This is a genomic window from Xanthomonas sp. JL1 (genome assembly GCF_038405005.1).
In genome coordinates, this window is record NZ_JBBYGR010000007.1 from 1 (window position 1) to 15366 (window position 15366).

At 64.8% G+C, this 15366-nt stretch carries 8 protein-coding genes and 6 pseudogenes; 2 read left to right on the forward strand and 12 right to left on the reverse strand.

Annotated features, from left to right (window positions below):
- The 10 genes and pseudogenes from WJW29_RS01515 to WJW29_RS01560 all read right to left on the reverse strand — a co-directional run.
- Positions 1 to 392 (reverse strand): annotated as a pseudogene (locus WJW29_RS01515) (IS5/IS1182 family transposase); the annotation flags it as partial.
- Between the two features lie 297 nt (positions 393 to 689).
- Complete coding sequence (locus WJW29_RS01520; protein ID WP_005921785.1) at positions 690 to 911, reverse strand: hypothetical protein; 222 nt, start codon at positions 909 to 911, stop codon at positions 690 to 692.
- Positions 912 to 1590: 679 nt separating this feature from the next.
- Positions 1591 to 1714: pseudogene (locus WJW29_RS01525) on the reverse strand (CsbD family protein); the annotation flags it as partial.
- Positions 1715 to 1858: 144 nt separating this feature from the next.
- A pseudogene (locus WJW29_RS01530) lies at positions 1859 to 2062 on the reverse strand (sensor domain-containing diguanylate cyclase); the annotation flags it as partial.
- 72 nt (positions 2063 to 2134) lie between these two features.
- Positions 2135 to 2783 (reverse strand): annotated as a pseudogene (locus WJW29_RS01535) (helix-turn-helix domain-containing protein).
- Positions 2784 to 3025: 242 nt separating this feature from the next.
- Entirely contained in the window at positions 3026 to 4195 is a 1170-nt protein-coding gene (locus tag WJW29_RS01540) for a glycerate kinase (protein WP_044757270.1), read from the reverse strand.
- Between the two features lie 25 nt (positions 4196 to 4220).
- Positions 4221 to 5531, reverse strand: a complete 1311-nt coding sequence (locus WJW29_RS01545; RefSeq protein ID WP_069960119.1) for an MFS transporter — start codon at positions 5529 to 5531, stop codon at positions 4221 to 4223.
- 376 nt (positions 5532 to 5907) lie between these two features.
- Positions 5908 to 7171: pseudogene (locus tag WJW29_RS01550) on the reverse strand (dipeptidase).
- Positions 7172 to 7444: 273 nt separating this feature from the next.
- Positions 7445 to 7765: a hypothetical protein gene (locus tag WJW29_RS01555; protein ID WP_069960063.1), complete on the reverse strand. Its 321-nt coding sequence runs from the start codon at positions 7763 to 7765 to the stop codon at positions 7445 to 7447.
- Positions 7766 to 7883: 118 nt separating this feature from the next.
- Positions 7884 to 9050 carry a class I SAM-dependent rRNA methyltransferase gene (locus tag WJW29_RS01560; RefSeq protein WP_069960064.1) on the reverse strand — a complete coding sequence of 389 codons (1167 nt, stop codon included), beginning with the start codon at positions 9048 to 9050 and terminating at the stop codon, positions 7884 to 7886.
- A 262-nt stretch (positions 9051 to 9312) separates the two neighbouring features.
- Between WJW29_RS01560 and WJW29_RS01565 the strand changes: the two genes are divergently transcribed.
- Both WJW29_RS01565 and WJW29_RS01570 read left to right on the forward strand, forming a co-directional pair.
- Positions 9313 to 10269 (forward strand): TerC family protein, encoded by a 957-nt coding sequence (locus WJW29_RS01565; protein ID WP_011260885.1) that lies wholly within the window; start codon positions 9313 to 9315, stop codon positions 10267 to 10269.
- A gap of 374 nt (positions 10270 to 10643) precedes the next feature.
- On the forward strand, positions 10644 to 11429 hold the full coding sequence (locus tag WJW29_RS01570; protein WP_011260886.1) for a rhomboid family intramembrane serine protease: 786 nt from the start codon (positions 10644 to 10646) through the stop codon (positions 11427 to 11429).
- Positions 11430 to 11558: 129 nt separating this feature from the next.
- Here WJW29_RS01570 and WJW29_RS01575 read toward each other — a convergent pair whose 3' ends face one another.
- Together WJW29_RS01575 and WJW29_RS01580 are read right to left on the reverse strand one after the other, a co-directional pair.
- Positions 11559 to 12659 carry a glycerophosphodiester phosphodiesterase gene (locus WJW29_RS01575; protein WP_011409856.1) on the reverse strand — a complete coding sequence of 367 codons (1101 nt, stop codon included), beginning with the start codon at positions 12657 to 12659 and terminating at the stop codon, positions 11559 to 11561.
- A 233-nt stretch (positions 12660 to 12892) separates the two neighbouring features.
- Positions 12893 to 15144: pseudogene (locus WJW29_RS01580) on the reverse strand (TonB-dependent receptor).
- Positions 15145 to 15366: the final 222 nt, after the last annotated feature.

Here is a 15366-nt window from a genome sequence, read left to right on the forward strand (position 1 = left end):
CGCCCGCGATACCCCAAGTCCACAATCGCCACCTGCGGGATCACATCCACATCCTGCAGCAGCCCGCGCGCCTGTACCAGTTGCTCGGCCAACGTATCGCCGTCGTAGGGATTGCCGGGAAAACTGCGCGCGCCCACGATCACGCCCTTGCGCGCACTCACCGCAATGCCGACCTTGACGCCACATTCGTAGGGGCTGCTTGCCTTGCCCTTGCTCATGCAGTCCACTTCCGGTGCGTGCAACGCGTAGAGTTTCTGTTTGTCCTTGGGACGCTGTGTCAACAACCGGTGTGCGCGCTCCAACCAGACACCGATGCGCTCACGTACCGACGGTTCCTGCTGGGCCAGCTTGCGTTGCAGATCGCGCAACACCCGTCCCAGGATCGTGCGTTGGTGTCGCGCGCCATCGCGTTATACGGCTGCGGCGTTGGCGCAATGTACTTGCTTGTTGCCGTGCCGGTGGCCGAGCGCATGCCTTGTGCATGCGCTGGCTGCATGTACGCGGCGACACACAGCGCTGACGTTGCCAGCACGATGCATCGCGCGATGGTGGTGATCCTGTCCATGGTGTTCCCCCTGTATGCACTGATCCTAGCCCACGCGCTGCACGCGCGGGCGGATCAGGTCGCTTGTCCGTGCGAGCTTGCGTGCTCGATCACATGGCGCCTTGCTTGCATCGAAGAAAGTGCGTTACCGGGCGGTGCCCAAATCCCCCAGCACATCATCCACCTGCTCAGCCAAGTGCTGCAGGCAATGCGCCCATTGCTGCAGCGGAATGGCCGGCATGCCCATAGCGCCTTCCTCGCGCGTGCGCGGTGTGGCCAAGGTGGCCAGCAGGCGCAGTTGGTCGCGTACGCGCAGCAGGTGGTATTGCGTGCCTTCGGACATCCAGTAGCCGGGTTCGTCGTGCATGCCGCTCTCCTTGCCATGGGCTGGCTCCCGCTGCACAACGCAGCGGGATGCCGGGAGGCTAGAAACCGCAGACAGCCGGCGGGCTTATTCCCCTTGCGGGTGTTGTATTCGCCGCCCTCCCGGCGCAAGAACGCCGAGCCGTGCCAAGCCTTTTGGCCGGACACAAAAAACCCACCAAATTCTCGGAGGTGGGTGCCGCTGTCTGTGTGGAGTTTCTAGGCTCCGCGCGGGAGTGTGCGGGTGGTGGTGGCTAGGGTCAAGTTGCAGCGCTTGCCCTGCGCTAGCGCGCAATGGGCAGACGCACACCGCGTGTTGGGCGTGCATCGGGGGGTGTGAGGTGATGCAATGCAGGTCGTCATCGAGCTCTGATGGCGGCGTGGTGCTCCACACGCGTGCGATCCAGCGGGACAGCCCGCCCTGGCTAGGCTCGTTCATTCCACGCGCCAGCTCTTGCTGCTGCGTCAGCGCCCTTTCCTGCGCAATGGCTTGGTTGGCCGCAAAGAGCTTGTGGTCCGACACCAAGCGAGCAGAACAGTCGGGTGCATCCAACCCCTACAAGAATGCCAACGCCCCGATCAAGTTGGGCGTTGGCGATCGTGCACTATTTGTGCGGCATCACCGCATGCGATGCGGCGGTTGACAGCGCGGCAGGCATCCGCCTGCTTGCGATGCAACCAACTTACTTGGTCGATTTGACAGCGTCGCGCACGTTATCGGCGACTTCGCCGGCCTTGCGCTGCACCTTGCCCACATTTTTTTTCAGCAGCGCCTTCCAGTTCGGTGCTCTTGTCGCCAGTGACACGTGGGGCGAACACCATAGTTTGTGCAGCTTTGGACAAACCATGGTGCATGGCTAGTTGCCGAACTATGGTGTTCTGCTCTGGGCGTACCGTCGATCAGGGGTTCCTCAGCGCTTCCAACGCGTGATCCAAGGCAGTGACTGCATCCACCGCGATGGGGGGGCCGGCACTGGCCTGTGCGGCAGCGGCCAGTGCGTCGAAGAACGGTTCGGCGTCGGTGTCGACCACTTGCAGCAACGCCAGATGCGCCAGGCGCTCGGCCTCGCTGGGGGTGGCTGACACGGCGGTATCGCACTGATTCAATGGAATGCTCGAGCCCGGGCACTTTGCCCAGTCTAGCGGAATGCGCATATCAGCCAAGGCGGCGTTCCGTGCGCCACTGCACAGCACCGCATTGGGCGCGCTGGGCGGGTGGTGCGGCACTCAGTCGGCGCTGGCCGTGTCCATGTTCGCCACGGTGGCGGCGCTGTCGTCGCGCATCTGCAGCGCCAGGTACAGGCGCATGCAGTCGTCGGTGTTGCTCAGGTCCACTGCGCACAGTTCCTGCATGCGCTGCATGCGGTAACTCAGGGTATTGCGATGGATGCCCAGCGCCTTGGCGGTGGGGGCCATGCGCATGCCGGCACCAAACCAAACCGACAAGGTCTTCAACAACTGGCCGCGACGGTCCTGCGCCAGCAATGCCTGCAGCGGCTTGCGCAATTGCTCGGCTTGCCAGGCCTGACGCAGGTCGTCTGCCAGCAGCGGCAGGCGATAGTTGTCGTAGAAGAATGCATCGGCGTGCGGCGCACGCGCCTTGCCGATGCGCATGGTGGTGCGCGCGATCTGGTGCGACAACGCCAGGCCGTTGGACTGCGGAAAATACTGGACCAGGGCCAGCCGGATCCGCAGCCGGCTGCTGGCGCGCATGCGCTCGAACAGACTGTGCACGCGCGTGCAGCCGGCCGAAACGTGCGGGCGCGCCGCTGGCGATGATGACGCCGGAGTGGTCCATCGCATCGACGTTGCCGTCGATGATGGTCATCGCGCGGTCGACGCTGGACTGCGCCAGGGTGCGGTCGAGCGTGAGCATGGGCTGGGGTCTGTTGATGCGATCGAGAGAGGTCACGGTGGCATGTTCGGTACGCACCTGTTCGCCACGTGTGTGGTTGGGCGTGGGGCGTGTTGCACGCCTATGTCCCAGCATCTGTGCAAACGGTGCCGACCGCCGTTGGCGTGGTTCGATCCGGCGCGCGCTGGCCAAACACCCTGTCCGACAGAGCACTTCAGAACCGGGCGCAAGCCCGCGCCGCTGATGTCACCGGCGTGCTGCCATCAACACGCATCGACACCCGACGGCAGCGATGCCAACACCCGGCCCACCTGCAGCGTTGCCGCCACATTGCGCGCCGCGATGCGCACGTTGCTGGCGGCGTCGGCCAATGCCTGTTCCAGCGTGCAGGCGCGATGCACCACCGCGAACATGGCATCGATGCCGTGGCCGTGCAGCAGCGCGGCGCCGTTGCCCAGGCAACCGGCAATGGCGATCACCGGTTTGGCATGCCGTCGCGCTACCCATGCCACGCCGACCGGGGTCTTGCCGTGCAGGCTCTGGCTATCGAGACGGCCTTCGCCAGTGATGACCAGATCGGCCTGGGCGACCAGTGCATCCAGCCCGAGCGCCTGGGCGACGATCTCCACGCCGGGCCGCAACTGCGCGCCCAGATACGCCACCAATGCCGCGCCCAGACCGCCGGCCGCACCGCCGCCGGGCAACGCGTGCAACCGCACGCCCAGGTCGCGCTCCAGCAGGTCGGCGTAGTGCTGCAGGTTGCTATCGAGCTGGCACACCATGCCGGGGGTGGCGCCTTTTTGCGGGCCGAAGATCGCCGAGGCGCCGGTGGGGCCGATCAGCGGGTTGTCCACATCGCAGGCCACTTCGAACTGGCAGTCCTGCAGCCGCACATCCATGCCCTCGGTGTCGATGCGCGCCAGCGCAGCCAGCGCGCCGCCGCCCGCACCGATCGCCTCGCCTTGCGCATCCAGCAGCCGCACGCCCAAGGCCTGCGCCAGGCCGGCGCCGCCGTCGTTGGTGGCGCTGCCGCCGATGCCGATGATGAAGCGCCGTGCGCCGGCGTCCAAGGCGGCCAGGATCAACTCCCCCACCCCTGCGGTGCTGGTGCGCAGCGGCGCGCGCTCGGCCGGCGGCAGTAGCGCCAAGCCGCTGGCGGCGGCCATTTCGATCACCGCGGTGCGGCCGTCGCCGGTCAGGCCGAAAAACGCCTGCACCGGGGTGCCGAGCGGACCGCTGACGGTGCAGGCGATCACCCGCCCGCCGGTGGCGGCCACCAGCGCGTCGACGGTACCTTCACCGCCGTCGGCAACCGGCACCTTTTGGTACTGCCAGTCGGGGAACACCTCGCGAAAGCCCGCCTCGATCTGCGTCGCGACTTCCAGCGCAGACAGGCTTTCCTTGTACGAATCGGGAGCAATGACGACCTTCATGGGGACACGCGCTTGGACGGACGCATCACTGGTTCACCGCGCACGCCGGCACCCGCAACACCAACGCGGCGCCCAGCAGCATGACGCCGGCCAGCACGTACAGCGCCAGTTGGGTGCTGTGGGTGGTGTCCTTGATCCAGCCTACCAGATAGGGGCTGACGAAGCCAGCGACCTGGCCGGTGGAATTGATCAGCGCCAGCCCACCGGCCGCGGCAGCGGCGGTGAGAAAGCCGTTGGTCAGCGGCCAGAACAGCGGCAAGCCGCTGACTGCCCCCATCGTGGCCAGGGTCATACCGAACAAGGCCAAGCCCAGGTTGTCGGTGACGCTGGCGGCGATGCACAGGCCGGCCGCGCCCATCAGCAACGGAATCACCAGATGCCAGCGACGCTCGCCGCGGCGGTCGGCCGAGCGGCCCATCAGCACCATGAACACTGCCGCCGCCAAGTACGGGATCGCGCTCATCAGACCGATGCGGACCGGGTCGGTGACGCCGCTGTCCTGGATGATCGAAGGCAGCCAGAAGTTGATCGCATACACCCCGCTCTGAATGCAGAAGTACACCGTGCCCAGCAGCCACACCGCCGGGTTGCACAGCACCGCGCGCAGCGAGGTGGACGCACCGGCCGGCTTGCCTGCTTCGTCGTCGGCCAGTACGCGGGCCAAGGCCTGTTTTTCCTGCGGGTTGAGCCAGCTCGCTTCTTGCACGCCGTCGCTGAGCAGGAACCACACTCCGTTGCCCAGCAACACGGTCGGCAGGCCCTGCAGCAGGAACATCCATTGCCAGCCGGCCAGCCCGCCCTGCCCGGCCGAGAAATAGCCCAGGATCCAGCCCGACAGCGGCCCCCCCAGCACCCCGGAGATCGGGATCGCCGACATGAAGACGGTCGTGACCCGGCCATGCCGGTCACGCGGAAACCAGCGCGTCAGGTACAGCAAGATGCCGGGGAAGAAGCCCGCCTCGGCCGCACCGGTGAGCAGGCGAAGGGTGTAGAACCCGGCCGGGGTGCGCACGAACAGCAGGCAGGTGGACAGCAGGCCCCAGCTGACCATCATGATCGCCACCCAGCGCCGGGCGCCAATGCGCTGCAGGATCAGATTACTGGGCACCCCGCAAGCGAGGTAACCGATGAAGAAGATCCCTGCGCCCAGCCCGTACACGGTCTGGCTCATGCCCAGATCGCGCAGCATCTGCAGCTTGGCGAAGCCGACGTTGACCCGGTCCAGGTAATTGAACAGATTGCAGACGAACAGGAACGGGATCAGCCGCCACAGGATCTTGCGGTAGGTGGGGCCCATGCCATCGGGGGGTGGCAGGGGCCGGGTGGCTTGGGTCATCGCACGCTCCAGCAGTCGGTGGGCCAGCCGGCCCCAGTGTCTTGGCACCGGCACCATCTGGGGGTCGAAGCATTCTAGAGTGAGCGTTTTGACGGAATCGTCGTCGGGATGTTGCCTGTGTGTGCGAAAGTGCAATCCGCTTTTTATGCAAATGTCCAATTTGCGCAAGACGCACTGGCATATGTCGCACCAGGGAAAACGCCACAGCGGTCATGCCGTTGGTACCGAGCCGGCTGCTCACCCGACGGAACACCCCTCAGCGGCACTGCGCCGCTCCCTGCGACCGCCGGGTTCGATGCAGCACAGCGGCAACCCACTCGCGCGATGTCCGCTTTGCGTCTTGCCACTCTCCAATCACCACTGCCGAATCACGGCACTACCGCTTCCCCACTCCCGATTCCCGATTCGCCGCCGCATAGGCCTGCGCCTGGCCCATCACGCGCAGCAGATTACCGCCCCCAAATACCGGGGATCTGCTGTTCGGTGTAGCCCTTGCGCAGCAGCCATGCGGTGATGCGCGGCAGATCGGAGACATCTTCCAGCCCCCCCCCACCGCCGTCCCGATCCATGCCGATGCCCACATGCTGGGGCCCGACCACCGCCAGCACATGCTCCAGATGCGCGCAGAAATTCTCTTCGGTGGCGCGCTTGATCGGGTAGCGCGCATCCAGTTCCTTCAGCGCGGCGCTGAGCTTGGTGGCGTCTGCGATCTTGACGTGCTCCCAGCCGCCGTAGTGATCGATGAGCGCCTTCTCGGCGGCCTTGCGCTCGGGGCTTGCGCCGCTGTCCACCAGATAGCCGCCGTAGGAATTGACCTGAATCACCCCGCCATGCACGGCCAGCACCTTCAGGCGTGCATCGTCGATGTTGCGCGGGTGGTTGTAGACCGCACGCGCGCCGCTGTGCGAGAGCACGATCGGCACCGGCGACAGCGCGATCAACTGGTCGAACACCGCATCGGAGGCATGCGATCGATCGATCACGATGCCCGGCGCCTGCGCCTGCTGCACCAGTTGTTTGCCGGCCGGGCTCAAGCCCTTCCACTCGCCCCCTTTGGTGTCGGTGGCCGAGTCGGCGAAGGCGTTGTTGAGAAAGTGCACGGTGCTCATCAAGCGCAGCCCCTGCGCGTAATAGACGCGCAGCACGGTGGGGTCGGCCACCAGCGGGCTGGCGTTTTTCATGCCGATGTACACCACGCGCGTGCCAGCGGCCTTGATGCGCGCGGCATCGGCCGGCGTGGTGGCCAATGCAAAGCGCTGCGGTTGCGCGGCCACCAGCGTGTGGATCTTGAGCAAGCGCTGCAGCCCGGCGTCGCGGTCGTCCAGATGCGCGGCCGCACTGCGGTGGCCCTGCCCGGTGTAGACCGCCCAGAAGCCGCGATCCAGCGCCCCTTCGACCATGCGCGGGTAATCCACCTGCGACAGGCGATTGCCGGCATGCGCCTGCAACACATCGACGTCGGCGCGCTCCAGAGTGGCCGGCGTGTCCAGATGCGAATCCAGCGTGACCAGACGTTGTTGCAGCGCGGTGGCGCGCTCCAGTTCGGCCTTGGAAAACTCCAGCGCGTGCGCGGACAACGCAGCCGCCAGCAACAGACAGACAGCGAACGCGAACGCAGGTGCATGCGATCTCGCAGGCAGTGGGGGATGCGCCGATCCTAGCGGCTTGCTGCACGCGCGCTGCGGCCTCGCGCGGGACGCCGCATCGCTCACGCCAACCGGCGCGATTGCGTGAGCGATGCGCGCGTTGCGAGGCCGGCGCTACGGCGATGCCGATGGTGCGACCACGCGCAACGGTGTCGAACTGGGCACGGCAATGCTGGCGACTACCGCGCGCGCAGCCGGTTGGTCATCGGGCGGTGTTGGATACACCAGCGAGCCCAGCGCGCGCAAACCGTCACGCGCGCTGCAGCGTCAGTGGTCCAACTCCGCCAGCCGCGCGCGCACGCTGTCCACATCGATGTGTTCGCGCACATGCGGCCACTGCCGCGCCCACACCGAGCGGAATACGATCCACGCACCGAACACACCCAGACACGTGGACCCCAGCGCCAGCAGCAACGGATGCAGCGGCGAGCCGTCGCCAGTCTGGAACAGATACATGAAGGCGCCGGAAAACAGCAGCCAGACGCCGAACACTGGCCAATTGCTGGCCAGCAGGCTGGCATTGGGCCTTTCGATCTCGCGCAGCAGCCGGCGCAAGGCCTTGCGTTCGTCTTCGTCGCTGGACGTCATCGGCTGCCGGCTCCTGGTTGTAGCTCTGCGTTGAATCGACGCTTGCCGACGATGGCATCGCGCCAGGGAAGACGCTGCCTGCAATGCGGCAGACCGCGTCTTCGGCCGTGCAACCCGGTTACACCACGCGGCAGAAAACGGCCTTCAAATAGCGCGATTCCTGCACGTGCGCCATGAATGGGTGATCCGGGCCGGCGCCGGCCACTTTCAGGATCTGGATGGTGCGGCCGGAGAAATACGAGGCACGCCGTAGCATGTCCAGAAACTCCTGCTCGGCCACCAGGCCGGTGCACGAGAACGTGGCGAACAGACCACCGGGCTTGACCACGCCCAGCGCCAATTTGTTCATGTCCAGGTACTTCTTCAGCGCCGGAATTACCTGCTCGCGGTCGCGGGTCATCTTGGCCGGGTCCAGGATCACCACATCGAACTGCTCACCCCGATTGGACGCATCGCGCAGCCACGGAAAGATGTCGGCCTGCACGAACTTGGGGCGCACGTTGTTGAGCTTGGCGTTGCCCTTGGCAATGGCGATGACGTCTTCGTCGATATCCACGCCCAGCACTTCGGACGCACCGCGCGCGGCGGCATACACCGCAAAGCCGCCGGTGTTGCAGCACAGGTCCAGCACGGTCTTGCCTTCGACCTGCTCGCTCAGCCACTGACGGTTGTCGCGCTGATCGGCGAAGAAGCCGGTCTTGTGCGCACCGGCCGGGTCGGCGCGGAACTTGATGCCGTGCTCGGTGATCACCGCCGCTTCGGTGGTGGTGTTGCTGTGGAAGTCGAAGCTTTCCTGCTTCTGCACGTGTTCGTCGGCAAAGCTGTGGAAGCGGCAGCCCGGGAACTGTTCGCGCAGCGCGTCGTAGATCCATTCGCGGTGACGGAACATGCCGGCGGCGAAGAACTCCACCACCACCAGGTCGCCATAGCGGTCCACCACCAGGCCGGACAGGCCGTCGCCTTCGCTGTGCACCACGCGCCAGGCATCGGACACGCCATCGAGCTTGAGCCAATCGCGGCGCAGGCTCACCGCCGTGGCGATCTTGCGCGCAAACCAGCCCGCATCCACCGGCACCGACTGGTCGGTTTCCAGAATGCGCACGGCAATGCGCGAATGGCCGTTGTAGAAGCCGCGGCCGATCCACTCCCCGTCCACGCCGACCACATCGACGATGGTGCCGGGCTTGGGCTTGGCGGCGGGCTTTTCCACCAACTTCTGGAAGATCCACGGGTGGCTGGAGCGCCAGGCATTCTTGAGACGGACGACGGGGACTGGACTATTCATCGGCCCATTGTATCCGGCTGGATTGACGTGCCTGCGGCGGGCACGCAGAATCGGGCCAGAAAGGGAGTAGCTCCCAGCGTTGTCGCCGTCATGACCAGCCCGCCATGTGCAGCGCTCCGGTGCAACGGCAACCGGCCCAGCCGGTTGCGAACAAGACCTTCGCCGTACAGGCGAAGGTCCGTCACCCGGAATCCACGATTGCCGTGTCACAAGGCCTCAGCCCGCCGGCTGTCCAGGCCGCTTTCGCTTGTTCGGGATTCTTATGCAAACCATTGGCAATGTCTGGTTATGGGGTGGCTTCGCGGTGGTGGTGATCGCCGCGCTGCTGGTCGATCTGGTGCTGATGCGCCACGGCGGCGCCCACAAGGTCACTTTCAGGGAAGCCACTTGGTGGAGCATCGGTTGGGTGCTGCTGGCATTGGCCTTCAATGCCGCGCTGTGGTGGTACCTGCAGGGCGGCGTGGGCGACGCCAAGGCCGATCAGATCGGGCTGCAGTTCCTCACCGGCTACCTGGTGGAAAAATCCCTGGCGGTCGACAACATCTTCGTGTTCCTGATGGTGATGACGTATTTCGGCGTGCCCGAAGAACAGCGCCAGCGCGTGCTGATCATCGGTGTGCTGGGTGCCATCGTGCTGCGCGCGATCATGATCTTTGCCGGCTCGATGCTGCTGGCCAAGTTCCATTGGCTGCTCTACGTGTTCGGCGCGTTCCTGCTGCTGACCGGCATCAAGATGTGGTTCTCCGCCGGCAAGGAGCCAGATCTGGAGCGCAACCCGGTACTGCGCTGGATGCGCAGCCACCTGCGTCTGAGCCCGCAGTACTACGGCAACCTGCTCAGCGTGATCAAGGACGGCAAGCGCTGGTTCACGCCGCTGTTCGTGGTGCTGATCCTGATCGCCGTGATCGATGTGATCTTCGCGGTGGACAGCATCCCGGCCATCTTCGCGATCACCACCGACCCGTTCATCGTGCTCACCTCCAACGTGTTCGCGGTGCTGGGCCTGCGCGCGATGTTCTTCCTGCTGGCCGGCATGGCCGACCGTTTTCACCTGCTGCCGTATGGCCTGGCGGTAATCCTGGTGTTCATCGGCACCAAGATGATGATCATCGATCTGTACAAGATCCCGGTGCTGGTGTCGCTGGGCGTGGTGGTGACGATCCTGGTCGCCACCATCGTGCTGAGCCTGCTGCGGCCGCCCAAGCCTGCCGGGCACTGACGGGCCGGGATTGGGCAGTCGGGATTCGGGATTGGTGGTTGGTTGCGGCGGGTAGATGGCGGGGCTTGCCGCGATGTGCGGAGGACACAGAGGGCTGACGGCTGTCTTCTGTGGCAGCCGTGGGCGCCTTTTTTGCCTTGCATGGTCATTGCCGGCTGCGGCCGCTCCGCCCACTTCTGCGGAGCATTTGGCGATCGCGTGGCGGCTCGGTTTTAGAGGGTGGCCACTGACGCGGGCAGTGGCACGCGTCGCTATCTGCACGGTGCGGCGCAGGTGATTGCGCCGCTGATCAATGCAGTATCCCGCCGCCGGATCCGGTTATCCCCCGCGCACGGGGCTTGCAAAGGCAAAACCACGCCGCCATCCGTGAATGCATGACAACGCACTCTATCTCCCCCGATACCGCCACGCAGAACCGCCTGGATCGTTCCCGGGTGCTGCGTGCCTTCAACGTCAGCCTGGCCGCCGTGTTGCTGCTGGTCGCGGTGTTCACCGCCCAGGGCATGTTCGACTGGCGCGCCTGGGCGGTGGCGCCGCTGCAGACAGACGGCCTGATCGGCATCCTCACCGCACCGCTGCTGCATGGCTCGCTTGCGCATCTGGGCGCCAACGCCACCGCGTTGTTGATCCTGGGCACGCTGGCCGGCAGCGTCTATCCGCGTGCCACGGTCATGGCGCTGCCGCTGTTGTGGCTGGGCTCGGGCCTGGGCGCGTGGCTGCTGGGTGAGCCCGGCAGCCGGCATCTGGGCGCCAGCGGCGTCACCCACGGCTTGATGTTTCTGGTGTTCGTGCTCGGCCTGCTACGTCGCGACCGACCCGCGATCGCCACCAGCATGATCGCCTTCCTGTTCTACGGCGGCATGCTGATGACCATCCTGCCGCACGAAGCCGGGGTGTCCTGGCAATCGCATTTGGGCGGTGCGGTGGCCGGCCTGATCGCGGCCCTGCTACTGCGCCTGCGCGACCCGCAACAGGCCAAGCCGCGCTACAGCTGGGAAGACACGGACGAAGACGCGGCCTGGGACGTGAACAATCCCGAGCACGCGATGCTGGAACCGCCGCCGCCGCGCCAGGTGCCCGTGCTGTGGCAGCACCAGGACGATGGCTCGCAGAGCGTGGTGCTGCATTTCCCGCCGCGCGAACGGCCGCCAGGTGCCTGAAGACTTTTTTCAGGCGACCGCCGAACCAATCGACGGCGTTGCTCTGCCTTGCGTAGGAGCGTGCCTGCGCGCGATGGGGGCTGTACCGATAGCGCCCGTCGCGCTCTGGCGCGCTCCTACAGATGCTGATTACCGCGAGGTGTGCCCGCTCAATGCGCGCCGCGCCAGACCAGGGTCGTCGGCAAAGAACGCATCGATGCCGGCGTCCAGATACGCCTTCAACTCGACCAACGCACCCGCGTCGTTGCGCTCGGTCATCGGGCCGCCGCTGCGGTTGTTGGCGGACAGAAAATAATTTTCCGGACGGAAGGTATACGGCTGCACCTGCAGCCCGGCCGCATGTGCGTCGCGCACCAGGCTGGTGGGCGTGCCCAGGCGTTGCTGCGCATCCAGCGGGATGATGCTGCGGATGTCGGGGCCGATCGCATCGGCATAGGTTGCAACCTGCTTCAGACCGTCCGGCGTGATCATCTGCCCGTAGGTCTTCGGTGCATCGCCCGTACCGGCATCGGGCAGCGCCATCTGCGCGCCACCGAGCAATTGCAGCAGGCCGATGTTGCTGCTGCGCCCGATCTTGCCGCGCAGATAGCGCAGGTTGTTGGTCTCGAACGATTGGATGATCACCGGCGCAGTCTGCGTGTAGGCATGCGCATGCAGGGTGGCCAACACCTTGTCTTCCATCGGCAGACCCAGCGCCTTGAAATAGCTCGGGTGCTTGATCTCCGGAATCAGCCCGATGGTGCGGCCGGTCGCTGCCGATTCTGCGCCGACGAAATCGATGATTTCATCGAAGGTGACGATCTGAAACTGCCCATCCCAGCGCGTGCCGCGCAACTGCGGCAAGCGCTCGCGCGCACGTAGCGTCTTCAACTCGGCCAAGCTGAAATCTTCGGTAAACCAGCCTTCCATCGCCTGACCGTCGATGGTCTTGCGCGTCTTGCGCGCAGCGAACTCCGGGTGGCTGGCCACATCGGTGGTGCCGCCGATCTCGTTCTCATGCCGTGCGATAAGCACGCCGTCTTTGGTCGACACCAGATCCGGCTCGACAAAATCGGCGCCATCGACAACGGCTTTAGCGTACGAGGCCAAGGTGTGTTCCGGGCGCAACGCACTGGCACCACGGTGCGCAAAGATCTGCACCGTCCTGGCCAGCGGTGCTTCGGCAACTGCAGCGCCGCTCATGCCAACCATCATCGCTCCCACCAACCAGATACGACCGAACTGCATCATGCATCTCTCCAACGAAAAACAGTTTCCGAATCGACACATCACCGCCAGGCGAGTCTGGTCGATAGGCGGCGGGGGAGCTACGACTGTACATCCCGCTTCCGCTGCATCGTCCGCACCCGCCGGAAAATCACGCGCGACGTTTGGTTAGCCAGCTTAAACCTGTCTACGTCGATCGAAACCGGAAATCGGTCAGCAACCGCAAGAACGGCTCTTACGATTCCCGATTCCCGTCCTCAGAACTTCGCATCCAGCGTCAAAAACACCTGACGCGGTGCACTGGCATGGAACGCCAGCTGACGCCCGTTCGGGTCGGTGTTGGCGAACGCGGTGAGGTTGGAGGCGTAACGCTTGTCGGTGAGGTTGGTGACGTTAAGCGAGAGCTTGAGCGCCTGCAGCACGCCGACCTGGCCGAATGCATACCCGGCGCCGGCATCGAACGAGGTGTAGCCGCCCACGCCCTGATCGTTGGTGTAGGTGTAATAGCGCTGGCCGATGTACTTGCCGCGCAGGTTGACGTTCCAGTTTGCGTAGTTGAAGGCGATTTCGCTGGCAAACATGCGCTTGGGCGTATCCACCGTGTACTTGCCGGCGGTAGGGATGGTCACGCCGTTCTGCACGTAAGTTGTCGTCATAGGTCGAACGGTTGATCGACGCCGAGTTGTACCACTGCAGGTCGCTGGTCGGCTTCCAGATCACCGTCAGTTCGCCGCCGCGGCTGCTCACCGAGCCGACGTTGAAGAAACGCGTGGTGCACGCCGGCGTGGTGCCCTGCTGGATGCTGGCACACGGGTTGAGCGAGAGCAGGCGGTTATCGAAGGTGACGTCGTAACCGACCAGCGAGGCTTCGAAGCGGTCGCGGACGAAGCGATAGCCTGCTTCCAGCGTGCGCGATTTTTCCGGCTCCAATGCGCCGACGCTGGCATCGAACGATGCCTGGGTCACCAGCAACGGACCACCGGCGCCGGCACCCTGGAATGCGGCGATATTTTCCGCATACGAGACGAACACTTCCTGGCCTTCGGCGAGGCGATAACCCAAGCCGATCTGCGGCAACACTGATTCGCTGGCCGTGAGCGAGCCGGTTGCCACCGGCGCTTTCACTGCCACGCCCGGCGTTTTGCGCGCGGTCATTTCGGTGCTCGGGCTCTTGATGCCCACGTCCAGGCTCAGGCGCTCATCGAGGAACTTGAAGTTGCCCTGCACATAGAACTGGCGCGTGGTGATGACGTCGTTCTGCGAAAACAAGCGACGGTTGGGGTTCTGCAGGAACGTGTCGTCGCTGACCGGGCCGGTAATCCAGTAGAAGTTGCGTTCCAGATCATGGTGATTGCGCTCGTACCACAGGCCGGCTTCCAGATGATGCGGGCCAAAGTCCCAACCGAGCGAGGCGATGCCGCCGGTACGGTTGATCCAGTCATTGGTGCTGCGGATGGAAATCGGCAATGCCTGTGGCGTGCCCGAATTGGACGCCTGTCCCGGCGACCACCAGTGGCCCTGGCCCTTGTTTTCATGGTGATAGACCTGCGTGTGCAGGCTGATCGCATCGTTAGGCTGGAAGTCGCCGGCCATATAGAACAGGTCGTCGTCGCGCAACGCGCGGCTCTGGTAATACGCATCTTCGATGTTATCGACCCCGCCGCTAAAACCGCAGCGCGCCGCATTACGCGTGGCTGGCGCGCAATATGCAGCCGCCAATGCGCGGTTCCAGTCCGGCGCGTACAGATTCCAGTACCAACCCAGGCCACGCGCCATGCCGCTCTTGGACAGATAGTCCGCCTGCGAGGTGCGCGAGGTGTCGGCGAATGTGGTCAGCTTGCCGCCGTCGAACTTGGTACATACCCTTGGCGTTGAACTGCCGCGTGGTGGTCGGCGATTCCGGCCGCGCCCACATGTCGGCTTCGGCGTTGATGCCAGACAGATACGCCGAAAACCCGTTGTAATCGCCGGTATCCACGCGCAGGAAGGTGCGCCGATTGGCATCGGAGCCCACCGTCTGCGACACCTCCCCGCCGAACACGCTGGACGGATCGGTCGAGCAATACTGGATGGTGCCACCCAGGTTGCTGGTGGAGGCAGTACCGAGCGCACCGATGCCCGAAGCCAGCTCCACACCGCCGAAGTTTTCCGCAATCAATGCGCGGCTGATGTTGAGACCGTTGTAATTGCCATAGGCGTTGTCGCCCAGCGGCAGGCCGTCGAGCGTATAGCCCAGGCGCGTACCGTTGAAGCCGCGCAGGCTGATCGTCTGCGACTCTTCGTTGGCACCGAACGCGTCGTTGGATTGCACGTTCACGCCCGGCATGCGGTTGAGCAGCTTCTGGATGCTGGTGCCCGGCGGCAACACCGGAACGTCATGCTGGGTGATGCGCTGCACCTGGCGCGTTTCGCCCTGGCCGATCGCCGACACCGTATCGAGCTGCTGCACGCTCGTACCGGTATCGGCAGACACGTCGAGGTCGGCAGCGTAGGCGGCAGGCGCGAGCACGAGCGCAGCAAGAACGGCGGCACTGAAGTGATGGATCTTGAGAATGAGCGGTGCTGGGGACGGGTCAACAGATGGCGGCAAGCGTGCGACAGTCGTCTTGCGTCGATGCTGCCGAAACATGACAATGCGACAACGACCTTTCGCATCCCTCGCCGTTAGTGCGTTGCACTGGCATGCAGCTGTCATCTCTGCGTCGTAATATTGCGAGGTCTTCCATTCGTG

Bases quoted from the DNA above. Each gene is read 5' to 3' on its own strand.
- WJW29_RS01565 (WP_011260885.1), top strand. From the start codon at position 9,313: ATGCAAACCATTGGCAATGTCTGGTTATGGGGTGGCTTCGCGGTGGTG.
- WJW29_RS01555 (WP_069960063.1), bottom strand. From the start codon at position 7,765: ATGACGTCCAGCGACGAAGACGAACGCAAGGCCTTGCGCCGGCTGCTG.
- WJW29_RS01540 (WP_044757270.1), bottom strand. From the start codon at position 4,195: ATGAAGGTCGTCATTGCTCCCGATTCGTACAAGGAAAGCCTGTCTGCG.
- WJW29_RS01570 (WP_011260886.1), top strand. From the start codon at position 10,644: ATGACAACGCACTCTATCTCCCCCGATACCGCCACGCAGAACCGCCTG.
- WJW29_RS01545 (WP_069960119.1), bottom strand. From the start codon at position 5,531: ATGACCCAAGCCACCCGGCCCCTGCCACCCCCCGATGGCATGGGCCCC.
- WJW29_RS01560 (WP_069960064.1), bottom strand. From the start codon at position 9,050: ATGAATAGTCCAGTCCCCGTCGTCCGTCTCAAGAATGCCTGGCGCTCC.
- WJW29_RS01520 (WP_005921785.1), bottom strand. From the start codon at position 911: ATGCACGACGAACCCGGCTACTGGATGTCCGAAGGCACGCAATACCAC.
- WJW29_RS01575 (WP_011409856.1), bottom strand. From the start codon at position 12,659: ATGATGCAGTTCGGTCGTATCTGGTTGGTGGGAGCGATGATGGTTGGC.